Origin of the sequence: Nocardia sp. NPDC005978 (assembly GCF_040614455.1) — a bacterium.
Taxonomy (GTDB): Bacteria; Actinomycetota; Actinomycetes; order Mycobacteriales; family Mycobacteriaceae; genus Nocardia.
This window is the reverse complement of record NZ_JBEXUS010000112.1, coordinates 1-26,674: the sequence shown is the minus strand read 5'-3', so window position 1 is coordinate 26,674 and position 26,674 is coordinate 1. Positions and strand designations below refer to the sequence as shown.

Genomic DNA, 26,674 nt, shown 5'->3' with positions numbered 1-26,674 from the left:
CATCCGCGAGTGCGCGGATGCGAGCGTGGAATCCGAGTGCTCCCAGGTGGCCCGGAGGGACGCCCACCGTGTATCCGGTGGATGCCGGCAGGAGACCGCCGAACAGCCTCGCACCGTGTCCAGCGGATGTCGTGGTGGGCGCCCTGGCGAGTCGTGCCTATTTGCCGAGCAGGTGGCGCAGAGCGGGATCCAAATCCGTTGTGCGGAAAGAGTGCTCGGCCTTCAGTAGTCGTTCCGGAATCACCCGCTGGCTGGCCGCCGCGAGTTCCCGTGCGCCCTGTTCGCCCAGGAGCAGCGCCGGGCCGAACGTCGGGACAGGCAGGAACGCGGGCCGGTGCAGCACGTTCGCCAGCGTGGCGGTGTACTCGCTGTTGCGGACCGGGTTCGGGCTCACCGCGTTGACCGGGCCGGACAGCGAATCATCCCAGAGCGCACGGTGATACACGTCGACGAGATCATCGATGCCGATCCACGGCAGCCACTGGCGGCCGTCGCCGATCCGCCCGCCCAATCCGAACGCGAACAGCGGGCGCAGCAGGCGCAGGGTGCCGCCGCGCGGGGATTGCACGATGCCGGTCCGGACCCGCACCACGCGGGCGCCGGCCTCGGCGGCGGGTTCGGTGGCGTCCTCCCAGTCCGCGACCACGTCGGCCAGGAAGCCGTCGCCGCGGGTGGAGCCCTCGGTGAGCACGTCGTCGCCGCGGTCGTAGCCGTAGTAGCCGATGGCGGACGCGCTCACGAAGGTCTCCACGCCCGCGCGACCGGCGAGCTCGGCCAAGCGCCGGGTGGGCTCGATCCTGCTGTCCCGGATGGCTTTCCGGTGCTGGTCGGTGAAGCGCCCGGCGATCGACGCGCCGGCCAGATGCACGACGGCGTCGACCCCGTCCAGCAGTCCGGGCGCGGGATCGGCGGTGTCCCATTGCCGTTCGCCCGTGTGCTCCGGTGCGTGGCGCACCAAACGGATCACGGTGTGCCCGCCGGTGCTCAGGAACGCCGCCAGCGCGGAACCGACCAGCCCCGACGCGCCCGTGATGGCGATCGTCGCGCCCGTGAAGCCCTGCCGCGCCGCCCGCTGGTGTGCGGCCAGATCCCCGGCCAGCTGCCGGTGGCGGTAGTCGAAGGTGGACTCGAGCGCGGCACCCGGGATGGGCGTCTCGACCCGGTCGATCACCCGCGTGTGCGTCGCGTCCACGGCCTCGAACTCGTGAATGTGCCGCCAGCGCACCGCGATTCCCGCCGGAACCGACGCCGCTCCCGCCACCGCGACGGCGTCCGCGAACCGGTGCGGCGGATCGTAGGCGGCGCGATCGTGCTGTGCGACCCACCGCAGCCCCCCGGGTAGTCCCAGGACGGCCCGGCCGTCGGCGAGGGACTCCGCCTCCGAGATCAAGGTCATCGGTTGCCACGGCGGCACCAGCCGGGTGAAGGCCCCGGGCCGCGAGAACCAGTCGAACACTTCGGCCACCGGCGCGTCGACCACGCTGGAACGTTGAATGCCCATCACTCGACTGTAGGCGCGAATCCACCGATTGCAACGAATGTGCATCGTTCGTGCCGCAAACTGCCGGGGGATCGGGTGCGGACGCGCGAGCTGATCGTGCCCGGCACGACCCGATCGGCCCGAGTGTTTCACGCCCGGTCCAGCTTCCGGCGCCGTTCGTCGCGGCGCGGAACCGGCACGCGCCGCGCCGGTCGCGCGGGGCCGTGGCCAGCGGTGATCTGATGGCGGCGGCTTTCCGGCCCGTCGGTAGCATCGGAGATCGGCGCACAAACCGATCGGTATCAATTCGAAGGGTGCGAGCAGTGACGACCAGTGCCCGGGGTGAGTTGGCGCATCGGCTCGACGCGCTGTATTCCGCTGCCGGGGCCCCGCCGTTGCGCGTCATCAGCATGCGCGCCACCCGGGAACTGCGGGTGCGCAATCCGCAGGGACGGGAGATCAGCGCGCAGCGGATCTCGGACTGGCGGCTCGGGCGCAGCGTCCCCGCCAAATTCGACGGGCTGTCCTCGGTGCTGAGCGTCCTGGTGCCCGCCGCGCAGGCGCGCAGGCCCGATCCCGCACTGCCGGAACTGTATTCGATGACCGGGTGGCACAAACTCTGGTCCCGCGCGCAACGCGAGCGCACCGGTCCGCCGGTCGGCGCGGTGTCGACGGTGTGCCCGTATCCGGGTCTGGCCGCGCTGACGATCACCGACGCGGAGTACTTCGCCGGGCGTGACGGGCAGATCGAGACGTTGCGCGCGCGATTCACCGAGAACCTCGGCGACGGGGGACCGCTGATCCTGGTCGGTGACTCCGGGGTCGGCAAGTCCTCGCTGCTGCAGGCCGGATTCGCGGCCCGGGTGCGCGCGGACTTCGACGTGCTGCCGGTGACGCCGGGCGCGGTCGCCGCCGGGTCCCTCGCGGACTGGGCCGCCGAACGCGCGTCGGACTCGAAACCCTATGTGCTGGTGGTCGATCAGCTCGAAGAGCTGTTCCTGCCGCCCTTCGACGACGACGCCGCGGGCCGCTACCTCGAGGTCCTGGAATCGCTCGTGCCGCCCGGGCCGGCACTGCCCGGGCAGTGCGCGGGCGTCGTCGCCGCCCTGCGCGCCGACTTCTACACCCAGGCCGCCCGCTTCCCGGCCCTGGCGGCGCTGCTCGAGCGCAATCAGATCCTGCTCGGCCCGCCGACCGTGGCCGAATTGACCGCCGCCATCGTCGAACCCGCCCGGCGCGTGGGACTGCGCCTGGGCGACGGACTCGTGGAACTGATCCTGGCCGACCTCGGGGTGCGCGGCGGCGGGCAGGCGGTGCGCGCGGGCACCTTCCCCCTGCTCGCGCACGCGCTGCGCAGCACCTGGGAGTTCCGCGAGGACGGCGTGATGAGCGTGGCGGCGTACGAGCGCGCGGGCGGCGTGCGCGGCGCGATCGCGGCCAGCGCGGAACAGCAGTGGGAGCGATTCGATCCCCGCGAACGCGAGACCACCCGCATCCTGCTGCTGCAACTGGTGACCCCGGCCGCCGACGGGACCGCGGTGGGCCGGCATGTGGAGCGCGAGAGCCTGATTCGGCGCTGCCCCGACCAGGACTCCGCGCGCACCGTCCTGAACACGCTCGTCGCGGCCCGCATCCTCACCCAGGACGCGTCCGGCACCTCGCTCGCGCACGACGCGGTACTCAGCGCCTGGCCGCGCCTGGCCGAATGGGTGGACGAGGATCGCGAGGACGCGATCGTGCGGCATCGGCTGCACACCGACGTCGAGGAATGGGCGAGCACCGGCCGCGACCGGTCGCTGCTGTACCAGGGCACCCGGCTCGCGGTGGCGAGCGATCTGCGCTCGCGCATGCCGAATGTGCTGTCGCCCTCGGGAATCGAGTTCCTGGACGCGGCCGAGCAGGTGCGCCGCCGCGGGGTGCTGGCCAAACGGGCGCTGGCGCTGTTCCTGGTCGTCGGCGCGATCGTGACCTCGGTGCTGGCCGTGGTGTCCATGCGCCAGAGCCGGCTCGCCGATCGCGAGCGCACGGACGCGCAGTTCGCCGCACTGGTCGCGGCCGCCCAGCACAATCAAGCCGCCGACCCGACCGAATCGGCGCAACTCGCGCTGGTCGCCAACGTCGTGCGGCCCGGCGATCCGCAGGCCCGCGGGCTGCTACTGGCCTCGCAGGCCGCGCCGCTGGCCGCCACCGTGCCCGGGCACGAGGGCGCGATCTACGGTGTGGCGCAATCACGTAACGGCATCGTGGCCTCGGGCGGCTACGACAACGCGGTGCGACTGTGGCGCCGGGACACCGAGCGGGGGCTGATCGCGCTGGGCGCGGCGCTGCCCGCCGACGGCTGGGTCGCGTCGGTGGCCTTCGCCCCCGACGGGCGGACGCTGTTCGCGAGCACGGCCTCGGGGCGGGTGCACCGCTGGGACGTCTCCGATCCCGAACATCCCGTGCGCGCCGAGACCATCGACCTCGGGCATCGCGGCGCGGTGTACGCGGTGGCCGTGCGCGCGGACGGCCGGTGGATCGCCACGGCCGGGGACGATCGCACCGTGCGCCTGCACGATCTGAGCTCCGGGGCGACCGTGACGCTTACCGGGCATCAGGCCGCGATCCGCACCCTGGCCTTCGCACCGGACGGGAACACGCTGGTCAGCGGGAGTGACGATCGGACCGCGCGGGTCTGGGACGTCTCCGATCCCGCCGCCGCGCGACCGCTCGGTGCGCCGCTGACCGGGCAGCGCCTGACGATCCACGCCGTCACCTTCAGCCCCGACGGGACGGTTCTGGCCACCGGCAGCGACGACCAGACCTTCCAGCTCTGGTCCATGCGCGACCGCGCGAACGTGGTTCCGCTGGGACCACCGGTACCCGCGCGCACCGCGGCGGTGTGGTCGCTGACCTTCGCCCCGGACGGCCGCACCCTGGTCACCGCCGGGCGGGACGGGACCGCGGACCTGTGGAGCGTGATCGACCCGCGCCGGCCGGTGCCGGTCGGAAAACCCATGGGCGGCAGCCGCGGTGCGCTGGCCGCGGCGCTGTTCCTGGACGACAGCCGGGTGCTCACCGGCGGGCAGTCCGGCGAATTGCAGGTGTGGACGCTCTCACCCGCCGAACTCGCCGGGCACACCGCGCAGGTCCAGGCTCCCGCGTTCGACGCGTCCGGTGCCCTGATGGCGACCGGCTCGTGGGACGGGACGGTCCTGCTCTGGGACGCCACCGGCGCGACCCCGCGCCCGATCGGCGCCGCGCCCCTGCCCGCCGAGGCCCGAGTCGAGAACCTCGCGCTCGCGCCGGACGGCCGCACGCTGGCGGTGACCCTGGTCGACACCGGCGCGGTGCTGCTGTTCGACCTCACCGATCGCGCCGCACCCCGGCCGCTGCCCACCCTGGACCTGCCGCAGGCGCGCTACGCGCACGAGATCGCCTTCGCCCCGGATTCGAAACACCTGGCCACCGCGCTGGCCGATGCCAGCGTGCAGGTCTGGGACCTGAGCGATCGCGATCGGCCCGTGGCCGGGGACAGCGCGCTGACCGGGCCGGGCGGGTGGGTGAACGCGATCGCGTTCGCGCCGGACGGACAGCGGCTGTACGCGGTGTCGGGGGAGGGACGCATCCACAGCTGGAATCTGGCCGCGGCGCAACGCACGTCGACGGTGCTGGCCGATTACCACCGGAGTCTGAACGCGCTCGCGATCAGTGCCGACGGCACGCTGCTGGCCGCCGGCGGCGACGATCAGGTCGTGCGGGTGGCGCGCCTGGACGGTGATCGGGCCGAGGAGCTCGCGGCCCTGGGCGACTATTCGAGCGCGATCCGATCGGTGAGTTTCGATCCCGCCGCGCGGTTGCTGGCGACCGGTTCGGACGATCAGACAGTGCGGCTGTGGTCCATCGCCGACCCGTCCGCGCCGGAGTCGATCGGGGCCTCGATCGTGCCGCGCGGGACCGTGCGCTGGCGCGTGCAGTTCAGCCCGACCGGCATGCTGGGCGCGGGCGGCGGCAACGCGGTGCTGAGTTGGCTGAACGTCGACGCGGACGCGGCGGCCGAGCGGGTGTGCGCCGCGAGCTACGGATCCGAACTGGACGGGGATTGGCGGCGGTGGCGTCCGGAATTGTCCGACGCCTGTTCGCGCTGATCGCGTTCGCGCGGGGCGCATTTCGGGGCCGACCGCATTCCGGGAATGCGAAAACCCGCATGGCCGGGGAGGAAGGCGGCCATGCGGGTTTCAGGTGAGGCGGAGTATCAGAAGCCGAAATGGAAGCTGAGAAGGTCGCCGCCGAACAGGTAGAGGTTGTTGAACAGCTGAGTGAATCCAGAAAGCATGAGCGTGTCCTTCTCGGGTCGAACTGTGTTGGGGAGTTGCTCCGGTCTTGCCGGTGCCACACCAGATTTGCACCAGACGTCCAGTCCGTTTTTGGGGGTTTGCGGGAGATCGCCCGGTCGTGCCGCGGAAAAGTGCTTTCCGGTCCGGACAAACCGCGGTCCGGACCGGACGGTGGGCGCGGTGGGAAGGCATGCGGCGGGGGATGGTTTCGCTTCTCGGCATTCGGGCAAACCTTGCGGAACGGGATTGTTTCGGTGGTTGTCACGGTCCGGTTGAGATTGGCCATCAGTCGTCGAATCAGTCAAAAACTCCAGGAAGTAGCGCATACTCCTGCGGTACGGGACGCCAATTTCCCCGGTTTTCCCGTCAATGTTCGGAGTCATCGAGCTCGAAGTAGCGTGAGTTCCGCGAACGTCTGGCGATCACTGCTCATCTGCCTATTCGGATAGGAGCTCTGTCATGGCTGAATTCATTTCCGGTGGCCTGTTCGACGCGTTGATCAAGATGGTCATCGGCTCGGCGAGTGGTTCGGCAAGTGGAAGCGGGCCCTGCTTCTAGCGGCGCATACTGGTCGGGTTGTTTCTTATCGGGACGGACACCTCACACTCCGGAGGACCTCGAATGAAGCGTCAGCAGAATCTCTCCCAGGACGCCCGCCGCAAGGCCGACGCCGAAAGCGCCGCCGCCCACCGCGCCGAACGTCACGACCAGATGCGGGATATGAACCTCGCCCGCGACGATTCCGGCGGCGACTACGAACCCGCCGATCGCGAAGACCAGCAGGGCACGGACCGCCCCCGCGCCCGCATGCGCGATGACCGCCACGCCGCCGAGGCCGCCGCCCACGACGCGGTCCGCGAGGCAAATACCGAGTTCGACCGCTGAGTCGCGCGACGGATCCGGGCGATCATTCGGGGGTTGCCCGGCTCGTCGTGTTCGGCGGGCAACGCCGCACCCGGAAGGTGTCCCGAAAGTGAACTGCGGGGGACGTCGGGGACTCGGTGTGGTCACGAAAGTGGAGGGGCGCGGGCGGATGGGTCACGGGAAGACGACGATCCGGGCTATCCGGAGATCTGATATCCGCTTTCATTGCTGGACGGTAACTGGAACGCCTAGGGTTCGAGATCTGGCATTCGGGACAAAACTCCGCGGGTTGGGGGAGTCAGCCGGGTGCGGTCGAGTTCGAGTTGCAGGGCTCCCGTGACTGAAGGGCAACACTATGAACACTCATCAGCTATCCGCCCGGCGAGTGCCGCGCCCGCTCATCCATCCCCATCGAGAATCCGACCCGGCGCTGGCCCGGGTGCTGGTCGTCGAGGGGCACCTGGCTACCGCCGAGATGGCGCTGCTGGTGTTGTCGGCGGCCGGTTACGACTCGATGCACGCCGCGAACGCGAGCCAGGCGCTCGCGCTGTCCGAGCGCTGGCATCCGGATCTGGTGCTGCTGGATCTGCGACTGCCGGATCTGCACGGCGTCGAGGTGTGCCGGCGGCTGCTGGTGAGCGGCGACGCCCCGATCATGGTCGTGTCCGCCGAGCGTGATCCCGATGTCATCGAGAGCGTGCTCGCCGCGGGCGCCGTGGACTACCTGCCCAAACCCTTCCGCACGAGCGAGCTGCTCACGCGCATCCACGCGCGCCTGCACCCGGATCTGGTGATCGACGATCGCCAGGACGAGTCGCCGGCGGTCGCCGCGGCGGTCCGCGAGTCCGTGCGCCTGGCCGACTGATCCGGCGTACCCGCGCCTGGCCCGGCTCACCGCGGCCGGCGAGCCGGGCGGCAGCTCAGTCGAGGCAGAACTCGTTGCCCTCCGGATCCGCCATGACGATGTGCCCGAAGCTCATCGGCGGCTCGGGCTCGAAGCGGGTGAGGCGTTTCGCGCCCAGCCCGACCAGGCGATCGCATTCGGCTTCCAGGGCCGCCATGCGCTCGGCGCCCTGTAGCCCCGGGGCCGCGCGCACGTCGAGATGAACGCGGTTCTTGGCGATCTTGTCCTCGGGCACCTGCTGGAAGAACACGCGCGGGCCGTTGCCGTCGGGATCCTCGATGGCCGAGCGGGTGTTGCGCTGCTCCGGCGGGACCCCGATTCCGGCCAGGAACTCGTCCCACGCGGCCAGCGGATCCGCGCCCGCGGGCAGTTCGACCCCGGGCGGACCGGGATGGACGTAACCCAGCACCTCGCGCCAGAAGGTCGACAGGGCCTTGGGATCGTGGGCGTCGAAGGTGATCTGCAGGTGGCGGCTCATCGGGTGACTTCCTTCGTGGTGTGCAGGTAGAGATCGCGCAGCAGGGCGACCTCGGACAGATGGTGGATGAGTTCTCGGTGAATGTGCAGGACCAGGGCGGCCATCGGGAGATCCGGGTACGGCTCGGCGGGTCCGGCCGGTGCGAGCAGCCCGTCCTGTCCGAGTCCGCGGACGCCGGAAATCCATGTGCCGAGCTGAGTTTCGAGCTGATCCAGGGCCTGTTTCGCCGTGCTCGCGTACTCCCACCCGTCGTACGAGGCCGCGGGTGCGCCGAAGTGCGAGGCGTTGCGGGCCGCGAGCACGCCGACGATGACGTGGCCCAGTCGCCAGGCGATCGTGGTGAAGGGTGCGGGATCCGGTGGCGGGAAAGCGAAGTCGATGGTGAAGTCGCCGCTGCCCGCCTGGATGGGGGCGGTGGAGGTTCCGCGCGGGTACACGCTCCAGGCGTCCGGCACCGGCGACCAAAAGTACTCGTCGTCGGTCAGGCCCTCGAGCCGTTGTCGTACCTGGTGGTTCCAGTGGAACTCCCACTGGTCGCACAGAATGGCGTTCCAGTCCGGTTCGTCTGTGTCCATGCGGCTACTCTGGCACCGATAGCGGACAGGATCGGTCCGCAATCGCGCGGACACTCGGCGAGGTGGAGATGACGGGCCGTGACGAGCGGGGAACGACCGAGCGGGTGCTGACACTGCTCGGGCTGCTGCAGCAGCGGCAGGTGTGGACCGGGCCCGAACTCGCCGACCGGCTCGCGGTCACCGTCCGTACGGTCCGCCGCGATATGGAACGGCTGCGCGCGCTCGGGTACCCGGTGCACGCCAGCCAGGGGGTCGGCGGGGGCTATCAGCTGGGGTCCGGGCAGGATCTGCCGCCGCTGCTGCTCGATGACGAGGAGGCCATCGCCACGGCCGTCGCGCTGCTGGTAGGGGCGGGCGGCGGACTGACCGGGACGGGGGACGCGGCGCTGCGGGCGCTCACCAAACTCGATCGGGTCCTGCCCGCGCGGCTGCGGCACGAGATGCGAGTGCTGACCGAGGCGATCGAATCGTTCGACCGCGCCCGGTCCCCGGTGGATCCGGACGCGCTCATGACCCTGGCCCGCGCCTGCCACGATTTGCTCGAAGCCGGATTCGACTACCCGGCCGGGGACGAGGTGACCCGCCGCCGGGTCGAGCCCTACCGGCTGGTGGCCTCGGATCGGCGCTGGTATCTGCTCGCGTTCGATCTCGACCGTGACGACTGGCGCACCTTCCGTGTCGACCGGATGCGCGAAGTCGCCCTGCGCACGTGGCATTTCCGTGCCCGGCCGGGTCCGGACGCGGCGGCCTTCGTGCAGGAGGGCGTCGCGGCGCGGGTGTATCCGCGGCAGGCGCGCTTTCTGGTGCACGCGCCCGCCGGGACGGTCCGGGCCCAGGTTCCGCCCGCGTCGGCGGTGGTCGAACCGCGCGGCGAGTCTTCGTGTGAACTGCGCAGCGGCGCAGCCGATCTCGATGCCGTGCTCATGCACGTGCTGGTGCTGGGTCACGCGTTCGAGGTGCTGGAGCCGCCCGAATTGGCTGTACGTGCAAGGGTTTTGGCCGGAATTCTGCATGCCTCGGGTGTGGTCGCGGACCAGGGCTCCTAGCGGCGAAGAATCCGCGATGGCCCGTCGGGGGCGCTGCGGATACTGCTCTCGGGCGCTCATCGCCGCTGTCGCCGCAGCCCGGAGAGCCGCACGCCCGTAACGGTTTTCCCGGTTCCGAGTCAGACCCGCGCGGAGGTGTCGGCCACCTGGCGGGTGGCGAACTTGGCGATGCGGGTGACCAGGGTGCGCGGGCGGCGGGGGAGCAGGTGCGCGGAGGCGAAGTTCCCGATGCCCGGAACCACGTAGCCCTGATTGCGATCGAGGGCGCGCAGGGTCGCCCGGACCACCTGGTCGACGTTGCCCATGGGCGCCCCGATCGCGGCCTTGCGGGTGCCGACCACGTCGAAGAACTGGGTTTCGGTCGGTCCGGGGCAGACCGCGAGAACCTTCACGCCGCGATCGCTGTACTCGCTCCACAGCGCGAGGCTGAAGTTCAGCACGAACGCCTTGCCCGAGGCGTAGGTGGCGAAGTAGGGCGAGGGCTGGAAGCCCGCGGTCGAGGCGACGTTCACGACCTCCCCGGCGCCGCGATCCAGCATGCCGGGGATCAGCAGGCGGGTGAGTCCGGCCAGGGCCACGACGTTGACCATCAGCTGGTCGTGTTCGCTCTCGGCGGGCAGTTCCTCGAAGCGGCCCGCGCTGCCGAAGCCGGCGTTGTTGATCAGGGTGTCGATGGTGAGGCCCCGGCGGGTGAGTTCGTCGGTGACCAGGGTCGCGGCGTCCGGGTGCGCGAGGTCCTGGCCGATGACCTCGACGCGGACGCCGTGGCGGGTACGCAGTTCGGCGGCAAGGGATTCCAGCCGTGCCACCGAACGCGCGACCAGCACGAGATCATCGCCGCGGGCGGCGAGCGCGGCCGCGTACGCGGCGCCGATGCCGAACGAGGCGCCGGTGACGAGGGCGGTTTTTCCCGAGTGGGCCATGGTGGTTCTCCTTCAACGTTGTGTGACACGAGAGTAGCGAATATTTCAGAACATGCAACACTGATGACGCATATCAAAGCTGAAAGGATCACCTCGTGTAGTGTCTCGGACAGAATCTCAGCGAAGAGGAGCTCATGCCGCAGCCGCCCGCCCGACCATTGCGCGCCGATGCCGAACGGACCGTGCGCGCGATCCTGGACGCGGCCGAGCGGCTGCTGAGCGAGAACCCCAACGCGACCCTGGAACAGATCGCGGAAGCCGCCGGGGTCGCGCGGACCACCGTGCACCGGCGCTTCGCCAACCGCGACGATCTCGTGCACACCATGGCGCTCAACGCCTGGAAGCGGATGGCCGCGGCGGTCGAGGCCGCTCGCCCACTGTCCGCGCCGCCGATGGTCGCGCTGCACCAGGCCACCGCCAACGTCATCCAGATCAAGTACGGCGCGAGCTACGCGCTCGATCGCGTCGTCGAGTCCGACCCGGCGATCGCCGCCATCCGGGCCGAGGTCTTCGCCCACTGCGATGCGGCCCTTGCCCGCGCGCAGGCCGAGGGCTTCATCGACGCCGCCGCCGACCTGCTCTGGGTGCGCCGGGTGTACATCGCGCTGATCACCGAGACCGTGCACGGGGACACGACGATGGACGGCACCACGGACCCGGACGCGCTGGCGAGCCGGTTGATCGACACCTTCCTCGCGGGCGTGGGACCACGGCGGTAGTGCGCCCGCGCGGCTCGTAGACTCGCGTGCATGCCCGATGCCGCGGCTCCGGATATCGCCCCGCTGCTCGACCTGTTCGCGGGTCGGCGCGTCGTCGTGCTGACCGGGGCGGGCATCTCCACCGACAGTGGGATCCCGGATTATCGCAGCCCGGGCGCACCGCCCAGCAATCCCATGACCTACCAGCAGTTCGTCGGTGATCCGGTGTTCCGGCAACGGTATTGGGCCCGCAACCATGTGGGCTGGCGGCGCATGGACGCGAGCCGGCCCAACGCCGGGCACCGGGCGCTGGCGCGGCTCGAGCGGGCGGGGCTGGTCACGGGCCTGCTCACCCAGAACGTCGACCTGCTGCACACCAAGGCCGGCCAGCGCGCGGTGATCGACCTGCACGGCACCTATCTGCGGGTGCGGTGTCTGGCCTGTGGCGCGCGGATCTCCCGGCTGACCCTGGCCGATCGGCTGGAGGCGGCCAATCCCGGCTTCGCCGACGACCCGAGCCGTACCGGCGTCGAGGTCGCGCCCGACGCCGACGCGGTGATCGCCGACACCGCCGGTTTCCGGGTGGTCGATTGCGCGGATTGCGGCGGAATGCTGAAGCCGGACATCGTGTATTTCGGGGAGTCGGTGCCCAAAGATCGTGTGGCGGAAGCGTTCACGATGCTCGACCGGGCCGATGCGCTGCTGGTCGCTGGCTCGTCGCTGACCGTCATGTCCGGGCTGCGCTTCGTGCGTCACGCCGCGAAAACCCAACGGCCCGTGGTGATCGTCAATCGGGGGCCGACCCGGGGCGACGAGCTGGCGACCCTGCGGTTCGACGCCGGGTGCGCCCCCACACTCACCGCGCTGGCGGACGCGTACGCCGGGGATCGAACCCCCGCGCACTGATTGCTTTCCGCCCGGGTCGCGAATTCGCGTCCCGCGCACGGGCGAAGGGTCATGCTTGGACTGTCCGCCGCTTGTCGCGACTTGCCGAAAGCCGAGGGGATATGCGATCTTCCGCCCGCGCGCGCAGGTATCGGCCGCTGATCTGGCTCGTGTCCGCCCTGCTGGTGCTCGGCGCCGGCGCGGCGGCGGGTGATCCGGCCGCGGCGGACCGCACGGACACCGGCACCTACGGCGTGCCCGGCCTCGACTACACCTACCGGGCCTTCGTGCCCGCCGGATTGCCCGAGCATCCGGCGCTGCTGGTCATGATCCACGGTTGCAGGACCACGGCCGAACAGCAGCAGCGCGCCAATCTCCTGGATCCCCTGGCGCGCCGGGCCGGTTTCGTCGTGCTGTACGTGGACGGCACCCCGCTGCACCGGCTCCAGGACCGCTGCTGGTCCGGTCTGCTGACCCCCGCCCTCGAATCGCGCACGACCGGCGACGCCGCCGCGATCGCCGCGATGACCCGGGCCGCGGCCGAGCGCTACGGTGCGGATCCGCACCGGATCTATGCGCTCGGAATGTCCTCGGGCGCTTTCGAAACGGCGCTGCTCGGCGCGTACTTCCCGGATCTGTTCGCGGCCGTGGGACTGCACTCGGGAGCGGCGTTCGGGCACGGTGTCCTGGGTTGCGTCGGTCCCGCGCTGCCGGGCGCCACCACCGAACAGCTGGCGGCGCAGGCGTTCTCCGCTCAGGGCGGGCACCGCCGGGTGGTGCCGACGATCGCGATGCGCGGCGACGCCGACACGACGGTCTCCGCCGAGTGCGGGGAGCAGGCCGTCGAACAGTGGCGCGCGACGGCGAATCTGATCCTGGCCGCCCAGGGGGGTGCGGACCGGATTCGGCCCGAGCCCACGGCTTTTCGGGACGGCGTGGTCCCCGGCGGTCACCGCTACACGGTGCGAACCTGGGACGCTCCGGGCGCGCCCTGCCCGGTGCTGCAGGCGTGGACCGTGCACGGGATGGGCCACTTCTGGTCCGGTGGTGCGGACGAGCCGGATCTCGCGGAGTTCACCGACCCGCGCGGCCCCAGCGCGTCAGCGGCGGCCTGGGCCTTCTTCTCCCGCGTCGAGCGCACCGCGGACGGATTCTCCTGCCGCCCACCCGATACCGTGGGGTGAACCGACGGCCCCACGCGGCCGGACACCCCATCGAGGAAGGGCCCGCTCCGTGACGACCTCGGCACAGCAGTCGATCATCCTCATCACCGGGATCCAGGCGGCCGGGAAATCCACCGTCGCGCAACTGCTGGCCGAACGGCTCCCGCGCTCGGTGCACGTGCGCGGAGATCTGTTCCGCCGCATGGTGATCAACGGCCGGGCGGACATGACGCCGGATCCGTCCGCGGAGGCGGTGCGCCAGCTACGCCTGCGGCACCGGCTGACCGCCTCGACCTGTGACGAATACTTCCGGGCCGGTTTCACCGTGGTCGCCCAGGACGTGGTGCTGGGCGAGCACCTCACCGAGATGGTCGACGCCATCCACGCGCGGCCACTGCTGGTGGTCGTGCTCGCGCCGCGGCCCGAGGCGATCGAACGCCGCGAGGCCGCCCGCGGCAAGGACGCCTACGGGCGGTGGACCATCGATCTGCTCGATGCCGGACTGCGGAACGAGACCCCGCGCCTGGGTTTGTGGCTCGACACCTCGGACCAGACCGCGCACGAAACGGTCGACGACATCCTCGCGCGGGTCTGGACCGAGGGTGCGGTCCGCTGAATCACCCTCGGGCGCCGGGCCTCACATCGGATAGATGGGGTGCTTGCGCGGGTTGAACTCCGGCTTCGCCGGCTGCTTGTCGCGCAGCAGGCGCAGTGCGTGGCGGATCTCGAGGCGGGTGCGCGAGGGCTCGATCACCGCGTCGATGTAGCCGCGTTCGGCGGCGATCCACGGGGTGGCGATGGTCTCGTTGTACTGGTTGACCATGAACTCGCGGGCCGCGGCCCGATGCTCCTCGGGCACCGCCGCCAGCTGGCGCTTGCCGAGCAGATCGACCGCGCTCTCCGCGCCGATGACCGCGATCCGGGCGGTCGGCCACGCGAAGCTGAAGTCCGCGCCGACCTGGCGGGCCGCCATCATGCCGTACGCGCCGCCGTAGGACTTGCGCACCACCAGGTTGATGATCGGCACGGTGGCCTCGATGATCGCGCGCGGTACCCGGCCGCCGCGAATGATCACACCGGCGGCCTCCTCGGACAGGCCGGGCAGGACGCCGGGGGTGTCGGCCACGAAGATCAGCGGAATGTTGAACGCGTCGCACAGCCGGATGAAGTAGGTCGACTTGTCCGAGCAGGCGGCATCGATCGAACCGCCCAGGACCAGTGGCTGATTCGCGATCACGCCGACCGGATTGCCGTCGACCCGCGCGAACCCGGTGATCAGGTTCGGTGCGAAGGTGGCACGGATCTCGTGGAACTCGCCGTCGTCGAAGATCCGCAGCAGGATCTCGTGCATGTCGTAGCCGGCGCGATCGGAATCGGGAATGATCCGGTCGAGTTCGCGATCGGAGTCGGTGATCTCCGGCTCGAGACCGGGATTCACGATCGGCGCGCGCTCCACGCAGCTGGTCGGCATGTAGCTCAGGTAGTTCCGGGCCCAGGCGTAGGCCTCCTGCTCGGTATCCGCGACATGGTGCAGGGTGCCGCGTTCGGCCTGCACCTTCGCGCCGCCGAGGTCTTCGGCGCTGACGTCCTCGCCGTTGACGGCCTTGATCACGTCGGGCCCGGTGACGAACATGTACGAGTCCTTGGTGCCGATCAGCACATCGGTGTTGATCGGCCCGTACACCGAACCCGCCGCGCATTTGCCGAGAATGATCGACACCTGCGGCACATAGCCCGAGAGCTTCTCGAGTACCCGCGAGATATCGCCGAACGACGCGATCGACCCGACCGCGTCCTGAATCCGCGCGCCGCCGGAATCATTGATCGTCACCACCGGGCAGGCATTGTCGAACGCGAATCGCAAAGCGCGCATGAACTTCTGCGCCGAGGTCACCCCGACCGATCCGCCGTACACGGTCTGGTCGTGCGAGATGACCACCACCGGCCGCCCGCCGATCAGCCCGCGCCCGGTGACCAGGCCGTCGCCGTAGAGCGCGTCGGGTTGTCCCGGCTGCCTGGCGAGGGCGCCCGTCTCGACGAACGTGCCGGGATCGAGCAGCATGTTCACGCGTTCGCGAACACTCGGAATGCCCTTCTTCTCGCGTTTGGCGACCGCGGCGTCCCCCGCCGGTTCCGCCGCGACCCCCAGGATCTTGTTCAGTTCATCGAGCTTCGCTCGCGTGCCGATCACGCTTACCGCCACCTTCTCCCGCTCCGCCTAATTGCCCCGGTGACGTTATGCGCTGTCCCCGAGGAATGATCACCAAATCAGACAAACGGGATGATTCACAAAATGCGGGGGGCGTGCGCTGGAGATCGCCCGTCGCACGCAGGTAGAACGTGTTCTAGTCTGCTGGTATGGACGTCACCTACGAAGGCACCGCGCGGGAACTCGAAACCGACAGCGGGACACTGCGTTACCACGAAGCGGGCGCGGGCGAGCCGTTGATCCTGCTGCACGGATCGGGTATCGGTGTGAGCGGCTGGAAGAACTTCCGGGGCAATCTTGGCTTCTTCGCCAAGCACTACCACTGCTACATCCTCGAGTTCCCGGGCTTCGGTATCAGCGATCCGGTGCCGGGGGTGCATCCGGTCTTCGCGGCCGGCGCCGCGGTGCTGCGATTCATGGATGCCTTGGGCATCGAATCGGCCGCCATGGTGGGCAATTCGATGGGCGGGGTCGTGGGGGTCAATCTCGCGATCAACGCTCCCGATCGCGTTTCGCGGCTGGTCGCCATCGGCGGTGTCGGCCCGAACATCTTCACCACCAATCCCAGTGAGGGTTCGCGGCTGCTGCAGGAGTTCGCGGACGAGCCGAGTCGCGACAGGCTGGTGCGCTGGCTGAAGTGCATGACCTTCGATCATTCGCTGGTGACCGAGGAACTGATCGAGGACCGCTGGCGGGCCGCGAGCGATCCGGCGTCGCACGCCTCGCTCGCGGCCATGTACGGCTCGAAGGCGTTCGAGGCCCAGCGCGCGATGATGTCGAAGATCGCGCCCTACTGGGCCAACATGCACAAGGTGCGGTGCCCGACCCTGCTCACCTGGGGCATCGAGGACCGCCAGAGCCCGCCGGACATGATGCTCGTGCCGATGCGCCTGATTCCCGAGGCCGAGGTCCACGTGTTCCCCAGGTGCGGGCACTGGGTGATGATCGAGGCCAAGGAGGCGTTCGAGTCGGTGACCCTGGACTTCCTGCAGCGCACCGCGCGCTGATGGCCGATCCGGTGGCGGCCCGGCTGTGGCCGTGCGCAGAAGTGGTACGGGTGTATCGGTAGTCGTCGACTATCAATCCCATTTCCAGCGTTGATGCCCGGCTCGATGGCCATGCGATGCCGGGCGTTCTTCGAAAGTCGCCGACCTCTATGATTCGTGTCGTTGAATGCAGTTGTTGTGCCACGGCCGAATTCGCGTAATTCGCAGTGGTGAGTCATACATACTGAAACATCGGCGGCTCAGAGGTATGGTCGGTGACCGTGACCCGATTGTTATCGGGTTCGGTGCTAGATCGACTTGGGAGATCCATTGAAGTACACGAAATTCGCTACCACCGCCATGATCGCCATCGCCGCCACCGGAATCGCCGCGGGCACCAGCTACGCCGCCCCGGGCGCGCAGGCGCCCGCAGCGGCGCAGGTGACCCCGGCCGCGGCCTCGCAGGGCACCCAGGACGGTGTCGACTACTCGGTGCGGCTGGCCGAGACCGGCAACACCGTCGTCACGCAGGTCACCGGCGGCGCTTTCCAGCTGGCCGCGGACGGTAAGGCCGTCACCCTGAAGAACGACGCCGGACAGGTCGTGGCGCAGCTGCCGCTGGTCGGCGCCGCCGGCGCCGAGCAGATCGCGCTCACCGCGGTCATCGACGAGCAGGGCCAGCGCCTGTCGCTGACCGCACCGGCGGCCTCGGACGTCTCGGTGCGGTTCATCGGTTCGCAGGAGCGGTTCTTCGCCGAGTTGCAGCGTGCCTCGCTCGGCGCGCTGATCGGCGCCATCATCGGCGCGTTCTTCTTCGGCATCGGCCTGCCGTTCGGCGCGCTCATCGGCCTGCTGATCGCCGGTGGCCCGTCGCTGATCGACGCGGGTCTGGCCTACTTCGGCGGACAGCCCTGAAAATTCTGATTCTCGGCGGCACTCGGGAAGCCCGGGAAATCGCCGATATCGCTTCCGGCGAGCGAGGAGTCGAGATCGTCTCCTCGCTCGCCGGGCGCGTGCGCGAACCCGTCCTGCCGGTCGGTGCGGTGCGCATGGGCGGCTTCGGGGGCGTGCAGGGCTTGCGGGAGTGGATCTCCGGCAACGCCATCGACCTCGTGGTGGATGCCACCCATCCGTTCGCGGGCGGTATGACCGCCAATGCGGCTCAGGCTGCCGCCCAGCTGGGTCTGCCGGTGCTGCACGTGCGCCGGCCCGGCTGGCACGAACAGCCGGGAGACCGGTGGATCCGGGTGCCGAATCTGACCGTGGCCGCCGAAACCGTTGCCGGGCTGGGGGATCGGGTCTTTCTCACCGTGGGCCGCCAGGGCGTGGCGGCCTTCGCGGCATCGGGGCAGTTTTTCCTGATTCGGGCCATCGACTCGCCCGAGGGCGCGGTGCCCCCGCGGCACGAGGTGCTGCTCGCGCGCGGGCCGTTCGCGGTCGAGGAGGAAATCGCGCTGCTCACCGCGCACGCGATCGAGGTCCTGGTGACCAAGGACAGCGGGGGAGCGCTGACCGAGGCCAAACTCCAGGCCGCCCGGACGCTGGGCCTGCCGGTGGTCATGATCGACCGCCCGCCGCTGCCGGGCGGCGCCGAGCAGGTGGAAACCGTTGCCCAGGCGTGGGATTGGGTGCTCGCCCGGCGCTGAGCCGCTCCCCGCGGCTCGGGCGCGGCGGATCAGGACAGGCGGCTGGCGGGATCGAGTAATTCGGGCAGCCGATCGAACCACTCCAGCACCGCGCGCTCGTAGCGGATCCCGAAATCCAGGGTCGCGCGTTCGAAGGGCGAGATGCGCTGCTCGTCGTGGCCGGACAGGTAGCCGGTCAGGCGCTGCTCGTGCACGGTGCGATTGGCGGCGATGATGCGGTCGAGGCGGTCGCGATCGACGAATTCGCCGAAGGACAGCGTCAGCAGCAGCGGCACCCGGATGGTCTCCGCGCCCGGATCGCGGGCGATCCATTCGGCGAAGGCCTCGCGGCCGTTCTCGGTGATGCGGTACGGCGTGCGATCGCGTGCGCCGGTTTCGCCCTTCTCGACCAGGCCGGTCTGGTGCATGGTCGCCAGTTCCCGGTAGACCTGGCTCTGGGTGATGGTCCAGAAGTCGCCGATGCGATCCTGGGCCAGGGTGACCAGATCCCACCCGGACATATCGCCCTGGTGTAGGAAACCGAGTAGGGACGCGGCCGTCGAATTGAGCGGGCGCCGGGTTTTCTCGTCTACCACTGCCATCCCTTCAGCCATACATTCCACTATGGAATATTATTCACCATAACGCCGGGACGTGAAGACCCGGGGTCCGTTCGCCGCCTCGAAGACCGTGGTGGTCGACGCGCCCACGATGAGCAGCGTGCGCATATCCACCTCGTCCGGATCCAGTTCGGCCAGGGTCACCACCCGCACCGACTCGGCCGGACCGCCCACATCGCGGCCCAGGATCACCGGGGTCTCGGGTTTGCGATGTTCGAGCAGCAGATCCTTCATGGCTCCGACCTGCCAGGTGCGCTGTGAGGAGCGCGGGTTGTAGACCGCGAACGCCATGTCGGCCGCGGCCACCGCGGCGAGCCGCCCGGCCACCACCTCCCAGGGCTTGAGCCGGTCCGAGAGCGAGATCATGGCGAAGTCGTGGCCCAGGGGCGCGCCGACCCGGCTCGCCACGGCGGTCGCGGCGGTCACGCCGGGCAGCACGCGCACCGGCACCGCGCGCCACTGTGGATCGCTGGACTCCTCGATCACCGCGGCCGCCATCGCGAACACCCCGGGATCGCCGCCGGACACCACGACCACCTTCGCCCCGCGCTTGGCCAGGTCCAATGCCATTGCCGCGCGCTCGGACTCGACCTTGTTGTCGCTGGAGTGCCGCTGCTGACCCGGCCGCTCGGGCACCCGGTTCACGTAGGTCGCGTAGCCGACGATGTCGGTGGCCTCGGCGAGGGCGCGGGCGACCTCGGGGGTGATCCACTCCTGGGATCCGGGGCCAAGGCCCACGACGACCACCTGACCGGGCGCGTCGGCCAGTGGCCCGGCCGAGGCCGCGGATGAGTTCGTGTCCGCGGAGGCGTTCGCGCGCGCGGCGCCGATCGCCGCGTCGGCGGTGACGGCGAACGCGCCGGCCTCCCCGGCCGGTGCGCCCGATTCCGTCTCGCCGGAGATCACGGCCGAGTCCGCCGGGCCGGAGCACGCGGGCGAGTCCGCCACGCCGAGAACGTCATTCGGCGTGGTTGCGTGCGTGGTAGCGCGCGCTGCGGAGGACGTAGCAGCCGATTCTGCGTTCGAGGCGGGTGCGCCGGGATTCGCGGTCGTCTCGGTCAGGGGGATACGGGTCTGCGGCGCGGGGCCGGGCACGATGGTGATGGCGAAGTACGGCACGCTCGCCTCGTCCACGTCCGCCGCGCGCAGCACGCGCTGGCGGGTGCTGCTGGCCCGCTCGATGTAGAAGGCGTCGTCCAGGCGGCCGGAGTCGGCAAGAGCCTGGCGCACACCGGGATAGGTGCGCCCGAGCTTCATGATGGCGGCGGCGTCGGTCTCGCGCAGCCGCCGGGTCAGCTCGTCGGTGTCCATGGTGCCGGGCAGGATGGTCAGCACCTGCTCGCCCTCGACCAGCGGGGTCGCCAGCGCTGCCGAGGCGGCGCTGACCGAGGTGACGCCGGGGATGATCTCGCTGTCGAAGCGGTCGGCCAGACGGCGGTGCATGTGCTGGAAAGAGCTGTAGAACAGCGGATCACCGGCCGCGAGCAGGGCCACCGAACGCCCGGCCGCGAGATGCTCGGCCAGGCGGGCGGCCGCGCTCTCGTAGAAGTCGTCGATCGCGCCCTGATAACCGCCGGGGTGCTCGGTGGTCTCGGTGGTGACGGGATAGACCAGGTGCTCTTCGAGCTGTCCCGCGCGCATGTACGGTGCGGCGATGGCGCGCGAGATGCTGCGCCCGTGCCGGGCGCTGTGGAAGGCGATCACGTCGGCCGCGCCGATGATCCGCGCCGCCTTGACCGTCACCAGTTCCGGATCGCCGGGTCCCAGGCCGATGCCCCAGAGCTTGCCGCTCATTCTTGTTCGCTCGCAATCGCATTGAGGGCGGCGGCGGTGATCGCGCTGCCGCCGCGCCGGCCCCGCACGGTCAGGAATTCGATGTCGCCGTATTCGGCCAGGGCCTGCTTGGACTCGGCGGCGCCGATGAACCCGACCGGAATGCCGATGACCGCCGCCGGGCGGGGTGCGCCCGCGTCGAGCATGTCCAGCAGATGGAACAGCGCGGTCGGGGCGTTGCCGATGGCGACCACCGCGCCCGCGAGGCGGTCGCGCCAGAGTTCCAGGGCCGCCGCGGATCTGGTGTTGTCCATGGCTGCGGCGAGTCCGGGCACGCGCGGGTCGCCCAGCAGGCACAGCACGTCGTTATCGGCGGGCAGGCGCTTGCGCGTCACGCCGGAGGCAACCATGTTGGCGTCGCACAGGATCGCGTTCCCGGCCCGCATGGCCGCGCGCGCCGCGGCCACCACGCCCGCGCTGTACTCGATGTCGGCGGCCAGATCCACCTGCCCGCAGGCGTGGATCATCCGCACCACCACCTGCGACACATCCGCGGGGAACCGGGCCAGGTCGGCTTCGGCGCGAATGGTGGCGAACGAGCGCCGATAGATCTCGGCCCCGTCGGTGAGGTAGCTGGTGCGCACGTCGGACATGGTGTCCAGCCTAGATTTCGCCCGCGCGGGACCTCGGGCCGGGTGGCAGCGCTCACCTCGAATCCGGTTCGGGGTGCACCGGATCAGGTGCGCGGGCGCTCGAGAATGCGGGACATGACGATGCTGCTGCGGGTTCGCCCGACGCGTGCGTTCTCGCGGATCCGCTCGACGGTCACCTCGATCTCGGCCATGTCGGTGGCCATCACGTGCACGAGCGCGTCGGCTTCCCCGGCGATCGTCCAGACGCCGATGACCTGGGGAATCGGTTCCAGGCTGCGGCGCAGTTCGGCGGGGGAGATGTTGTCGCGGTAGTAGACCTCCACGTACGCCTCGGTGCGCCAGCCGAGCGCGGCCGGATTGACCTGGGCGCTGAATCCGGTGATCTGCCCGCCCGCGACCATCTTGTCGACGCGGCGTTTGACCGCGGGCGCGGAGAGCCCGACGAGCGCGCCGATCTCCTGGAAGGACGCCCGGGCGTGCTTGAGCAGATGGGCCAGAATGCGCCGATCGAGCTCGTCCATGCCTGCCCTTTCGCCGGCGACGCAACGAATCGTTGCTCATGTCCGAATTTGCGCAACGAATCGCTATTTCTGACGCAACGGTACCGCACATACCTTCGTGATCACGTACGTACCTCGTTCGACCCACCTGTATCGAAGGAGCCTCGTTGACTTCCGCAGCCACGCTCCGCGCTCCCGAACCGGCGGACGACCGCCGCCCGAGCGCGCGCCGGTATCTGATGTGCCGACCCGAGCATTTCGAGGTCAGCTACGCGATCAACCCCTGGATGGATACGTCGGCGCCGGTGGACCGGGAGCTGGCGCTGGCGCAGTGGGACGCGCTGCGCGTGGCGTACGAGGCGCACGGGCACCGGGTCGACGTGATCGAGGGGGTGCCCGGTCTGCCGGACATGGTGTTCGCCGCCAACGGCGGGCTGGTGATCGGTGATCGGGCGCTCTCGGCCCGCTTCGCCAATCCCGAACGCGCGCAGGAGGGTCCGGCCTATCACCGCTGGCTCGGTGAGCACGGCTTCGCGCTGCTGGGCGCGGCCGCCGAAATCAACGAGGGGGAGGGCGATTTCGCCATCGCGGGGGACCGGATCCTGGCCGGCACCGGGTTCCGCAGCTCCCGGGCCGCGCACCGCGAGGTACAGGAGTTCTTCCACCTGCCGGTGGTGTCGCTGGATCTGGTGGATCCGCGCTACTACCACCTCGATACCGCGCTCATGGTGCTCGGCGACACCATCGCCTACTTCCCGGGCGCGTTCACGGGGGCGAGCGCGCGGCTGCTGGCCGGCATGTACCCGGACGCGGTGATCGCGACCGCCGAGGATGCCGAGGTGCTCGGGCTCAACGGGGTGTGCGACGGGCGGCACGTGTTCCTGAGTGACCGGGCGACCGCGCTGGCGGAGCAGTTGCGGGCGCGGGGCTACGAGCCGGTCGGGATCGATCTGTCCGAGCTGCTCAAGGCCGGGGGCAGCGTCAAATGCTGCACCATGGAACAGCATTCGGCGCGCACACCGGCGCTGCCGGAGGGCGTGCCGCTGCTGAACGCCGAGCCGCTGCCCGATGACGAGGACCTGATGGACGTCGAGCCGCTGGCAGGCTGAACGTCCTGGCGCGGAGCCGGTCGGGGCTCCGAGCCGGTGCGCGGGTGCCGATCGTCGCGGTCGGCGACGGCACCCGTGCGCCGGCCTTTCAGCCCGGTCGGGCCGCGCGGCGCCGATCGGCGCGATGGTTGAGCGCCTCGACCACGCGCCGCCAGGCGGGGGAGGCCTCGGAGATGCGGGCCGAGATCAAGTGCCGATCGCCGGCGGGGGCGCCGGGCCGCTCGTGCGCGGCGGTCCAGGCATCGAGTTCGTCGATGAGCCCGTCCAGGCGCGGGTCCGCGGGATCCCAGTCGACGGCGCGATCGGCGGCCAGGATGAGGCGGGTGGTCTCCGGGTCGTCGAACAGAGCGTTCTTGTCCCGGACGCGCTGGGCCACGGCCCCCGGGTCCAGGGCCCGCAGCAGGATCCAGGCGTCGCGTTCGAGGCGCACGCGCAGCTCGCCGATGCCGAGGTCGCGCATGCGCCGCAGGATCGCGACGATCTCCGGCGGCAGCACCAGGCTCTCCCCGCTGTCCAATCGCGCTATGCGGCGGCGGTATTCGCTGAGCTGTTCGATGCGCTGTTCGAGTTCGGCGTCGATATCGGCCATGGCCGAGGCGAATTCGCTCGGCTGCGCGTGCAACAGCGCGTCGATGCGGGCCAGGGGGACCCCGGCGTCGGCGAGGGTGCGGATGCGGATGAGGTCGACCGCGGCCTGGGCGCGGTAGCGGCGGTACCCGGAGGCGTCGCGTTCGGGTTCGGGCAGCAGGCCCACGTGGTGGTAGTGGCGGACGGTGCGCACGGTCACGCCGGCGGTCGCCGCGAGCTGGCCGATCGTGAGCACCGTTCTCCTGAGTTCGTCCGAGTCGCCGTCGAGTCTAGGGACGCCCGGCCAGGTCGATGACATCGCGGATGGCGCGCACAACCACGTCCGGGCGGTCGAAGCACAGGCGGTGATGGAAGGTGTCCTCGAGTACGCGCTGTTCGCCGCGCGTGACCGTGCCGGCGAAGGCCGCGTCCATGGCCAGGCGGCCCGCGCGCTGTTGCCCGAGTTCGAGGTCGGACAGCACGGCGCGCTGGCCGGGATCGATCCCGGTCACGCTGAGCGCTATCACCGGGACGTCGGGAACGCCCGGGCCCGCGCGCAGTTCGGCCGCCACGGTGACCAGGTTCGCGCGTTCGAGAATGCCGCTGCGCAACCAGGATTCGCCGGCTTTGGCATCGAGCAGTGCCGTCCGCACCGCCTCGGGATAGTCCGCCAGCAGTTGTTCGCCCATCTCGCGAAGGGCCGGGCGCATCGCTTCGAGCCGGTCGAGATCGGGGGCCGAGCGTTCGGTCACCGCGAGCCGCAGCGCCGCGGGCATGAAGTCGTCCCACTCGCGGTGCACGGCGTCCAGCCAGACCAGCCCGGCCACCTCGTCCGGGTAGAGCTGGGCGAACCGGTGCGCGAACAGGCCGCCGAGCGAATGCGCGGCGAGCACGTACGGTCCCTCGATATCCAGCGCCCGCAACAACTCTCGCGCCTCGACGGCGATGGCCCGCGCGGTGCGGGGCACGGTCAGGGCGTCGCTGTATCCGGTGTGGCCGCGGTCGTACACCACGGCCGTGGTGAACTCCGAAACCCGCTGCTGCACACCGAAATAGTCCAGTCCCACCGCACCCGCCCCGGGGAAGAAGAGCACGGCCGGGCCGCCGTCGCCCATCCGGTGCGCGAACACCCGCCGGCCCTCGATCCGCTGAAACCCGCCGATCGGCGGAACGTTCCTACTCACACACTCACCGCTGTTCACCATGGGGACAACCCTGCAACCCTGACGCAGCGTCAGGGTCAAGCCCGCACCCGCGGGCACGGTTCGGAGGACTCTGAAAATTCGATCATGACAATATGCGCATCTAAGCATGCAATTCGGGTGTGCCATTCGCTCGGGGGAGAGTCCGGGCGCAATGTCCTTCCACGACAACGACAAAGCCCCCGCCCGGATGCGGGCGGGGGCCGGTTCGGCGGCTACGGCCGGTGATCGGGGGAGTGCCCGCTGTCCGGCCGGGCTGTGTCAGCGGGTCGCGTCGGGCACCCACTTGAAGCCGGTGGCGCCGGTGTTGACGCAGATGACCGGCTTACCGGTGTTCACGTCCCAGGCCGGCTTCATGCCTTCGCTGCGGGTGCACGGGGTGTGTGCCCGCGGGGTCGAGGCCGATGCCGGTCCCGCGACACTGATGAGCGCGGTGGCCACGGCTCCGCCGACGAGCACGGTGGTGACGAGCTTCTTCATGATCTGCCTTCCGTCGTTGAACACGCGAGGAGGCTCCCCCCTCTGATCGCGCCCCCGAGTCTGCCGCGATCGGGGTGGCAAGCCAAATCAATTTCGGCGCTTCCGTATTCGATGAAACACGCATGAAATCGGTTGCATCGCAGCTCATCAGCTGTCCAGGGCCCGTGATTCGGCCCTGTCGCGGTAGTGATCAACACCTCACGGTCCTGGTGAGCGGGCATGACACCGGCGTCAGCGATCTGGATATCGCCATCGTGACCCGACGGCACGGAACCTGGCAGATGTGCGGGATCCGCGGGGGCGACGAGTTTTTCGGTCCGCTGCCCGGTCCGCTGGAGTGAACCGCTGGTTTCCCGGCCGCCGGATCCGGCGGCGGGCTCAGGATTCGGGCGGGTCGATGCGGTAGCCGGTGGGGGTGGCGGTGACGTCGGTGACGGGGCCGCGCGGGCGGCCGCAGTGGCGGGAGCAGCCGGACCAGTGCTGGCGGCCGGAGGCGACCACCTCCTCGGGGAGGAGGGAGTCGCGGGGGAAGGCCGGGGTGGATGGGGGCAGGACCCGTGCCGTCTCCACGGCTTCGGCCAGGTCGGCTCGGACGTCGGTCAGGGACTTGGCGCAGCCGGGTTGTCCGGCGCAGGCGCTGACCTGGAGCCAGGGCGAGTTGGCGTCGAAGATCAGGCCCAGGGGAGCCAGGACCCGGACCACCTGTTCGGCGGCCCACTCCTCGAGGTCGGTGATGATCAGGCTGCGCCACGGCGTGAGATAGATCGGGCGCTCGATGGCGGCGACGAACTCCGCGACGCGCGCCTCCAGGGAGCCCAGGCGCACGCCGGCGCCGAGGGTGACCAGGTCGTCGCCCTGGGTCAGCCAGCCGATCGGAATGTCCTGTGGCGCGGTCGTTTCCACGCGGGTCGCGGTGGTGTCCAGGCCGGGGTGGGCGAGTAGCAGGCGATCGGCGAGCCGGCGCGGGCCGTCCTCGATCTCGTGGACGCGCCACCGGCCCTCGCGCAGGTCGAGGAATTCGTGTGCGGCGGTGAGCATGAGCTGTACCGCCGCGTCCGCGGGTACCCGCAGGCCGGAATCGGCGCCGCCGAGCAGCAGGGCGAAGTTCTCCCCATCCACCCCGTGCACGCCGATGTCGCCGCCGAGCCCGCTCACGTCCCCGCGTCCGTCGTCGAGGGTGAACAGCACCCGCCCGGGCAGATCCGCCAGCCGGGGCGCGCCGCGCAGACCGGCGTCCAGCGGCGGGACCAGCCCGTGCACGTCGGCGATGCCGCCGACCCGGCCGGACAGCGGCGAGGCGATGATGTTGCGTACCCGCTCGTGGGTGGCGCTGGGCAGCAGTCCGGCGGCGGTGAGCCGCTGTTCGAGGGCGGCCGCGTCGCGCATCCCGCGCAACTGCACGTTGCCGCGCGAGGTCAATTCGATCCGGCCGTCGCCCAGGTCCCGCGCCGCCTCGGCCAGGGTCTGCAACTGCTCCGGGTTCAGTCGCCCGCCGGGAACCCGGATACGGGCCAGGGGTCCGTCGGCAGCCTCGTGCAGGCGCAGCACGCCGGGGCAGGAATCGGGTTCGGATCGCGTCATGACCACACCAGGGTACGGCGAGCGGCCGGGCGGGCCG

The 26,674-nt window shown here is 70.3% G+C and carries 27 protein-coding genes; 13 read left to right on the top strand and 14 right to left on the bottom strand.

What is annotated here, in order from left to right; translation table 11 throughout:
• Positions 1 to 157: 157 nt before the first annotated feature.
• On the bottom strand, positions 158 to 1,501 hold the full coding sequence (locus ABZ319_RS33395; protein ID WP_354990538.1) for a TIGR01777 family oxidoreductase: 1,344 nt from the start codon (positions 1,499 to 1,501) through the stop codon (positions 158 to 160).
• Positions 1,502 to 1,803: 302 nt separating this feature from the next.
• Here ABZ319_RS33395 and ABZ319_RS33390 point away from each other — a divergent pair, with 302 nt between their 5' ends.
• Positions 1,804 to 5,607: an AAA family ATPase gene (locus ABZ319_RS33390; RefSeq protein WP_354990537.1), complete on the top strand. Its 3,804-nt coding sequence runs from the start codon at positions 1,804 to 1,806 to the stop codon at positions 5,605 to 5,607.
• A 107-nt stretch (positions 5,608 to 5,714) separates the two neighbouring features.
• On the opposite strand, the gene ABZ319_RS33385 is transcribed toward ABZ319_RS33390, so the two are convergent.
• Positions 5,715 to 6,122: a hypothetical protein gene (locus ABZ319_RS33385; RefSeq protein WP_354990536.1), complete on the bottom strand. Its 408-nt coding sequence runs from the start codon at positions 6,120 to 6,122 to the stop codon at positions 5,715 to 5,717.
• Between the two features lie 295 nt (positions 6,123 to 6,417).
• Between ABZ319_RS33385 and ABZ319_RS33380 the strand changes: the two genes are divergently transcribed.
• Both ABZ319_RS33380 and ABZ319_RS33375 read left to right on the top strand, forming a co-directional pair.
• Positions 6,418 to 6,681 carry a hypothetical protein gene (locus tag ABZ319_RS33380; protein WP_354990535.1) on the top strand — a complete coding sequence of 88 codons (264 nt, stop codon included), beginning with the start codon at positions 6,418 to 6,420 and terminating at the stop codon, positions 6,679 to 6,681.
• Between the two features lie 334 nt (positions 6,682 to 7,015).
• Positions 7,016 to 7,525, top strand: coding sequence for a response regulator (locus tag ABZ319_RS33375; RefSeq protein ID WP_354990534.1), 510 nt, complete (start codon positions 7,016 to 7,018; stop codon positions 7,523 to 7,525).
• Positions 7,526 to 7,580: 55 nt separating this feature from the next.
• Here the strand turns inward: ABZ319_RS33375 and ABZ319_RS33370 are convergent, their stop codons facing one another.
• Positions 7,581 to 8,042: a VOC family protein gene (locus tag ABZ319_RS33370; protein ID WP_354990533.1), complete on the bottom strand. Its 462-nt coding sequence runs from the start codon at positions 8,040 to 8,042 to the stop codon at positions 7,581 to 7,583.
• Positions 8,039 to 8,617 (bottom strand): DinB family protein, encoded by a 579-nt coding sequence (locus ABZ319_RS33365; protein ID WP_354990532.1) that lies wholly within the window; start codon positions 8,615 to 8,617, stop codon positions 8,039 to 8,041. Before ABZ319_RS33365 ends, ABZ319_RS33370 begins: the two co-directional genes overlap by 4 nt.
• A gap of 68 nt (positions 8,618 to 8,685) precedes the next feature.
• On the opposite strand from ABZ319_RS33365, the gene ABZ319_RS33360 reads away from it, so the two are divergent.
• Positions 8,686 to 9,663, top strand: coding sequence for a YafY family protein (locus ABZ319_RS33360; protein WP_354990541.1), 978 nt, complete (start codon positions 8,686 to 8,688; stop codon positions 9,661 to 9,663).
• Positions 9,664 to 9,782: 119 nt separating this feature from the next.
• Here ABZ319_RS33360 and ABZ319_RS33355 read toward each other — a convergent pair whose 3' ends face one another.
• Positions 9,783 to 10,586: an SDR family oxidoreductase gene (locus ABZ319_RS33355; protein ID WP_354990531.1), complete on the bottom strand. Its 804-nt coding sequence runs from the start codon at positions 10,584 to 10,586 to the stop codon at positions 9,783 to 9,785.
• Between the two features lie 134 nt (positions 10,587 to 10,720).
• Between ABZ319_RS33355 and ABZ319_RS33350 the strand changes: the two genes are divergently transcribed.
• The 4 genes from ABZ319_RS33350 to ABZ319_RS33335 all read left to right on the top strand — a co-directional run bounded on the left by ABZ319_RS33350 (position 10,721) and on the right by ABZ319_RS33335 (position 13,948).
• On the top strand, positions 10,721 to 11,305 hold the full coding sequence (locus ABZ319_RS33350; protein WP_354990530.1) for a helix-turn-helix domain-containing protein: 585 nt from the start codon (positions 10,721 to 10,723) through the stop codon (positions 11,303 to 11,305).
• A 30-nt stretch (positions 11,306 to 11,335) separates the two neighbouring features.
• Positions 11,336 to 12,190 carry an NAD-dependent protein deacetylase gene (locus ABZ319_RS33345; protein WP_354990529.1) on the top strand — a complete coding sequence of 285 codons (855 nt, stop codon included), beginning with the start codon at positions 11,336 to 11,338 and terminating at the stop codon, positions 12,188 to 12,190.
• A 101-nt stretch (positions 12,191 to 12,291) separates the two neighbouring features.
• Positions 12,292 to 13,353 carry a PHB depolymerase family esterase gene (locus ABZ319_RS33340; protein ID WP_354990528.1) on the top strand — a complete coding sequence of 354 codons (1,062 nt, stop codon included), beginning with the start codon at positions 12,292 to 12,294 and terminating at the stop codon, positions 13,351 to 13,353.
• Between the two features lie 49 nt (positions 13,354 to 13,402).
• Positions 13,403 to 13,948 carry an AAA family ATPase gene (locus ABZ319_RS33335; RefSeq protein WP_354990527.1) on the top strand — a complete coding sequence of 182 codons (546 nt, stop codon included), beginning with the start codon at positions 13,403 to 13,405 and terminating at the stop codon, positions 13,946 to 13,948.
• 21 nt (positions 13,949 to 13,969) lie between these two features.
• On the opposite strand, the gene ABZ319_RS33330 is transcribed toward ABZ319_RS33335, so the two are convergent.
• Positions 13,970 to 15,523 (bottom strand): acyl-CoA carboxylase subunit beta, encoded by a 1,554-nt coding sequence (locus ABZ319_RS33330; protein WP_354990526.1) that lies wholly within the window; start codon positions 15,521 to 15,523, stop codon positions 13,970 to 13,972.
• A gap of 167 nt (positions 15,524 to 15,690) precedes the next feature.
• On the opposite strand from ABZ319_RS33330, the gene ABZ319_RS33325 reads away from it, so the two are divergent.
• The 3 genes from ABZ319_RS33325 to ABZ319_RS33315 all read left to right on the top strand — a co-directional run bounded on the left by ABZ319_RS33325 (position 15,691) and on the right by ABZ319_RS33315 (position 18,173).
• Positions 15,691 to 16,548, top strand: a complete 858-nt coding sequence (locus ABZ319_RS33325; RefSeq protein ID WP_354990525.1) for an alpha/beta fold hydrolase — start codon at positions 15,691 to 15,693, stop codon at positions 16,546 to 16,548.
• 309 nt (positions 16,549 to 16,857) lie between these two features.
• Positions 16,858 to 17,442 carry a hypothetical protein gene (locus ABZ319_RS33320; protein ID WP_354990524.1) on the top strand — a complete coding sequence of 195 codons (585 nt, stop codon included), beginning with the start codon at positions 16,858 to 16,860 and terminating at the stop codon, positions 17,440 to 17,442.
• A 2-nt stretch (positions 17,443 to 17,444) separates the two neighbouring features.
• Entirely contained in the window at positions 17,445 to 18,173 is a 729-nt protein-coding gene (locus ABZ319_RS33315; RefSeq protein ID WP_354990540.1) for a cobalt-precorrin-6A reductase, read from the top strand.
• A gap of 29 nt (positions 18,174 to 18,202) precedes the next feature.
• On the opposite strand, the gene ABZ319_RS33310 is transcribed toward ABZ319_RS33315, so the two are convergent.
• From ABZ319_RS33310 to ABZ319_RS33295, 4 genes are all read right to left on the bottom strand, one after another.
• Positions 18,203 to 18,754, bottom strand: coding sequence for a PadR family transcriptional regulator (locus ABZ319_RS33310; protein WP_354990523.1), 552 nt, complete (start codon positions 18,752 to 18,754; stop codon positions 18,203 to 18,205).
• A gap of 30 nt (positions 18,755 to 18,784) precedes the next feature.
• Positions 18,785 to 20,566 carry a precorrin-3B C(17)-methyltransferase gene (gene cobJ, locus ABZ319_RS33305; protein WP_354990522.1) on the bottom strand — a complete coding sequence of 594 codons (1,782 nt, stop codon included), beginning with the start codon at positions 20,564 to 20,566 and terminating at the stop codon, positions 18,785 to 18,787.
• Complete coding sequence (locus ABZ319_RS33300) at positions 20,563 to 21,198, bottom strand: precorrin-8X methylmutase (RefSeq protein ID WP_354990521.1); 636 nt, start codon at positions 21,196 to 21,198, stop codon at positions 20,563 to 20,565. Before ABZ319_RS33300 ends, cobJ begins: the two co-directional genes overlap by 4 nt.
• 83 nt (positions 21,199 to 21,281) lie before the next feature.
• Complete coding sequence (locus ABZ319_RS33295; RefSeq protein WP_354990520.1) at positions 21,282 to 21,719, bottom strand: Lrp/AsnC family transcriptional regulator; 438 nt, start codon at positions 21,717 to 21,719, stop codon at positions 21,282 to 21,284.
• Positions 21,720 to 21,865: 146 nt separating this feature from the next.
• Between ABZ319_RS33295 and ddaH the strand changes: the two genes are divergently transcribed.
• Positions 21,866 to 22,807: a dimethylargininase gene (ddaH, locus tag ABZ319_RS33290; protein ID WP_354990519.1), complete on the top strand. Its 942-nt coding sequence runs from the start codon at positions 21,866 to 21,868 to the stop codon at positions 22,805 to 22,807.
• 88 nt (positions 22,808 to 22,895) lie between these two features.
• Here ddaH and ABZ319_RS33285 read toward each other — a convergent pair whose 3' ends face one another.
• The 3 genes from ABZ319_RS33285 to ABZ319_RS33275 form a co-directional block, all read right to left on the bottom strand.
• Positions 22,896 to 23,630 (bottom strand): MerR family transcriptional regulator, encoded by a 735-nt coding sequence (locus ABZ319_RS33285; RefSeq protein WP_354990518.1) that lies wholly within the window; start codon positions 23,628 to 23,630, stop codon positions 22,896 to 22,898.
• 34 nt (positions 23,631 to 23,664) lie between these two features.
• Positions 23,665 to 24,558, bottom strand: a complete 894-nt coding sequence (locus tag ABZ319_RS33280) for an alpha/beta hydrolase (protein WP_354990517.1) — start codon at positions 24,556 to 24,558, stop codon at positions 23,665 to 23,667.
• 279 nt (positions 24,559 to 24,837) lie between these two features.
• Entirely contained in the window at positions 24,838 to 25,080 is a 243-nt protein-coding gene (locus ABZ319_RS33275) for a hypothetical protein (protein ID WP_354990516.1), read from the bottom strand.
• Positions 25,081 to 25,265: 185 nt separating this feature from the next.
• Here ABZ319_RS33275 and ABZ319_RS33270 point away from each other — a divergent pair, with 185 nt between their 5' ends.
• Positions 25,266 to 25,397, top strand: coding sequence for a hypothetical protein (locus ABZ319_RS33270; protein WP_354990515.1), 132 nt, complete (start codon positions 25,266 to 25,268; stop codon positions 25,395 to 25,397).
• A 37-nt stretch (positions 25,398 to 25,434) separates the two neighbouring features.
• Here the strand turns inward: ABZ319_RS33270 and cobG are convergent, their stop codons facing one another.
• A complete protein-coding gene (cobG, locus tag ABZ319_RS33265) occupies positions 25,435 to 26,643 on the bottom strand; it encodes a precorrin-3B synthase (RefSeq protein WP_354990539.1) in 1,209 nt (402 codons plus the stop codon).
• Positions 26,644 to 26,674 lie beyond the last annotated feature (31 nt).

Bases quoted from the DNA above. Each gene is read 5' to 3' on its own strand.
- ABZ319_RS33355 (WP_354990531.1), bottom strand. From the start codon at position 10,586: ATGGCCCACTCGGGAAAAACCGCCCTCGTCACCGGCGCCTCGTTCGGC.
- ABZ319_RS33350 (WP_354990530.1), top strand. From the start codon at position 10,721: ATGCCGCAGCCGCCCGCCCGACCATTGCGCGCCGATGCCGAACGGACC.
- ABZ319_RS33360 (WP_354990541.1), top strand. From the start codon at position 8,686: ATGACGGGCCGTGACGAGCGGGGAACGACCGAGCGGGTGCTGACACTG.
- cobJ (WP_354990522.1), bottom strand. From the start codon at position 20,566: ATGAGCGGCAAGCTCTGGGGCATCGGCCTGGGACCCGGCGATCCGGAA.
- ABZ319_RS33395 (WP_354990538.1), bottom strand. From the start codon at position 1,501: ATGGGCATTCAACGTTCCAGCGTGGTCGACGCGCCGGTGGCCGAAGTG.
- ABZ319_RS33375 (WP_354990534.1), top strand. From the start codon at position 7,016: ATGAACACTCATCAGCTATCCGCCCGGCGAGTGCCGCGCCCGCTCATC.
- ABZ319_RS33300 (WP_354990521.1), bottom strand. From the start codon at position 21,198: ATGTCCGACGTGCGCACCAGCTACCTCACCGACGGGGCCGAGATCTAT.
- ABZ319_RS33310 (WP_354990523.1), bottom strand. From the start codon at position 18,754: ATGGCAGTGGTAGACGAGAAAACCCGGCGCCCGCTCAATTCGACGGCC.
- ABZ319_RS33340 (WP_354990528.1), top strand. From the start codon at position 12,292: ATGCGATCTTCCGCCCGCGCGCGCAGGTATCGGCCGCTGATCTGGCTC.
- ABZ319_RS33325 (WP_354990525.1), top strand. From the start codon at position 15,691: ATGGACGTCACCTACGAAGGCACCGCGCGGGAACTCGAAACCGACAGC.
- ABZ319_RS33345 (WP_354990529.1), top strand. From the start codon at position 11,336: ATGCCCGATGCCGCGGCTCCGGATATCGCCCCGCTGCTCGACCTGTTC.
- ABZ319_RS33370 (WP_354990533.1), bottom strand. From the start codon at position 8,042: ATGAGCCGCCACCTGCAGATCACCTTCGACGCCCACGATCCCAAGGCC.
- ABZ319_RS33380 (WP_354990535.1), top strand. From the start codon at position 6,418: ATGAAGCGTCAGCAGAATCTCTCCCAGGACGCCCGCCGCAAGGCCGAC.
- ABZ319_RS33295 (WP_354990520.1), bottom strand. From the start codon at position 21,719: ATGGACGAGCTCGATCGGCGCATTCTGGCCCATCTGCTCAAGCACGCC.
- ABZ319_RS33385 (WP_354990536.1), bottom strand. From the start codon at position 6,122: ATGCGCTACTTCCTGGAGTTTTTGACTGATTCGACGACTGATGGCCAA.
- ABZ319_RS33365 (WP_354990532.1), bottom strand. From the start codon at position 8,617: ATGGACACAGACGAACCGGACTGGAACGCCATTCTGTGCGACCAGTGG.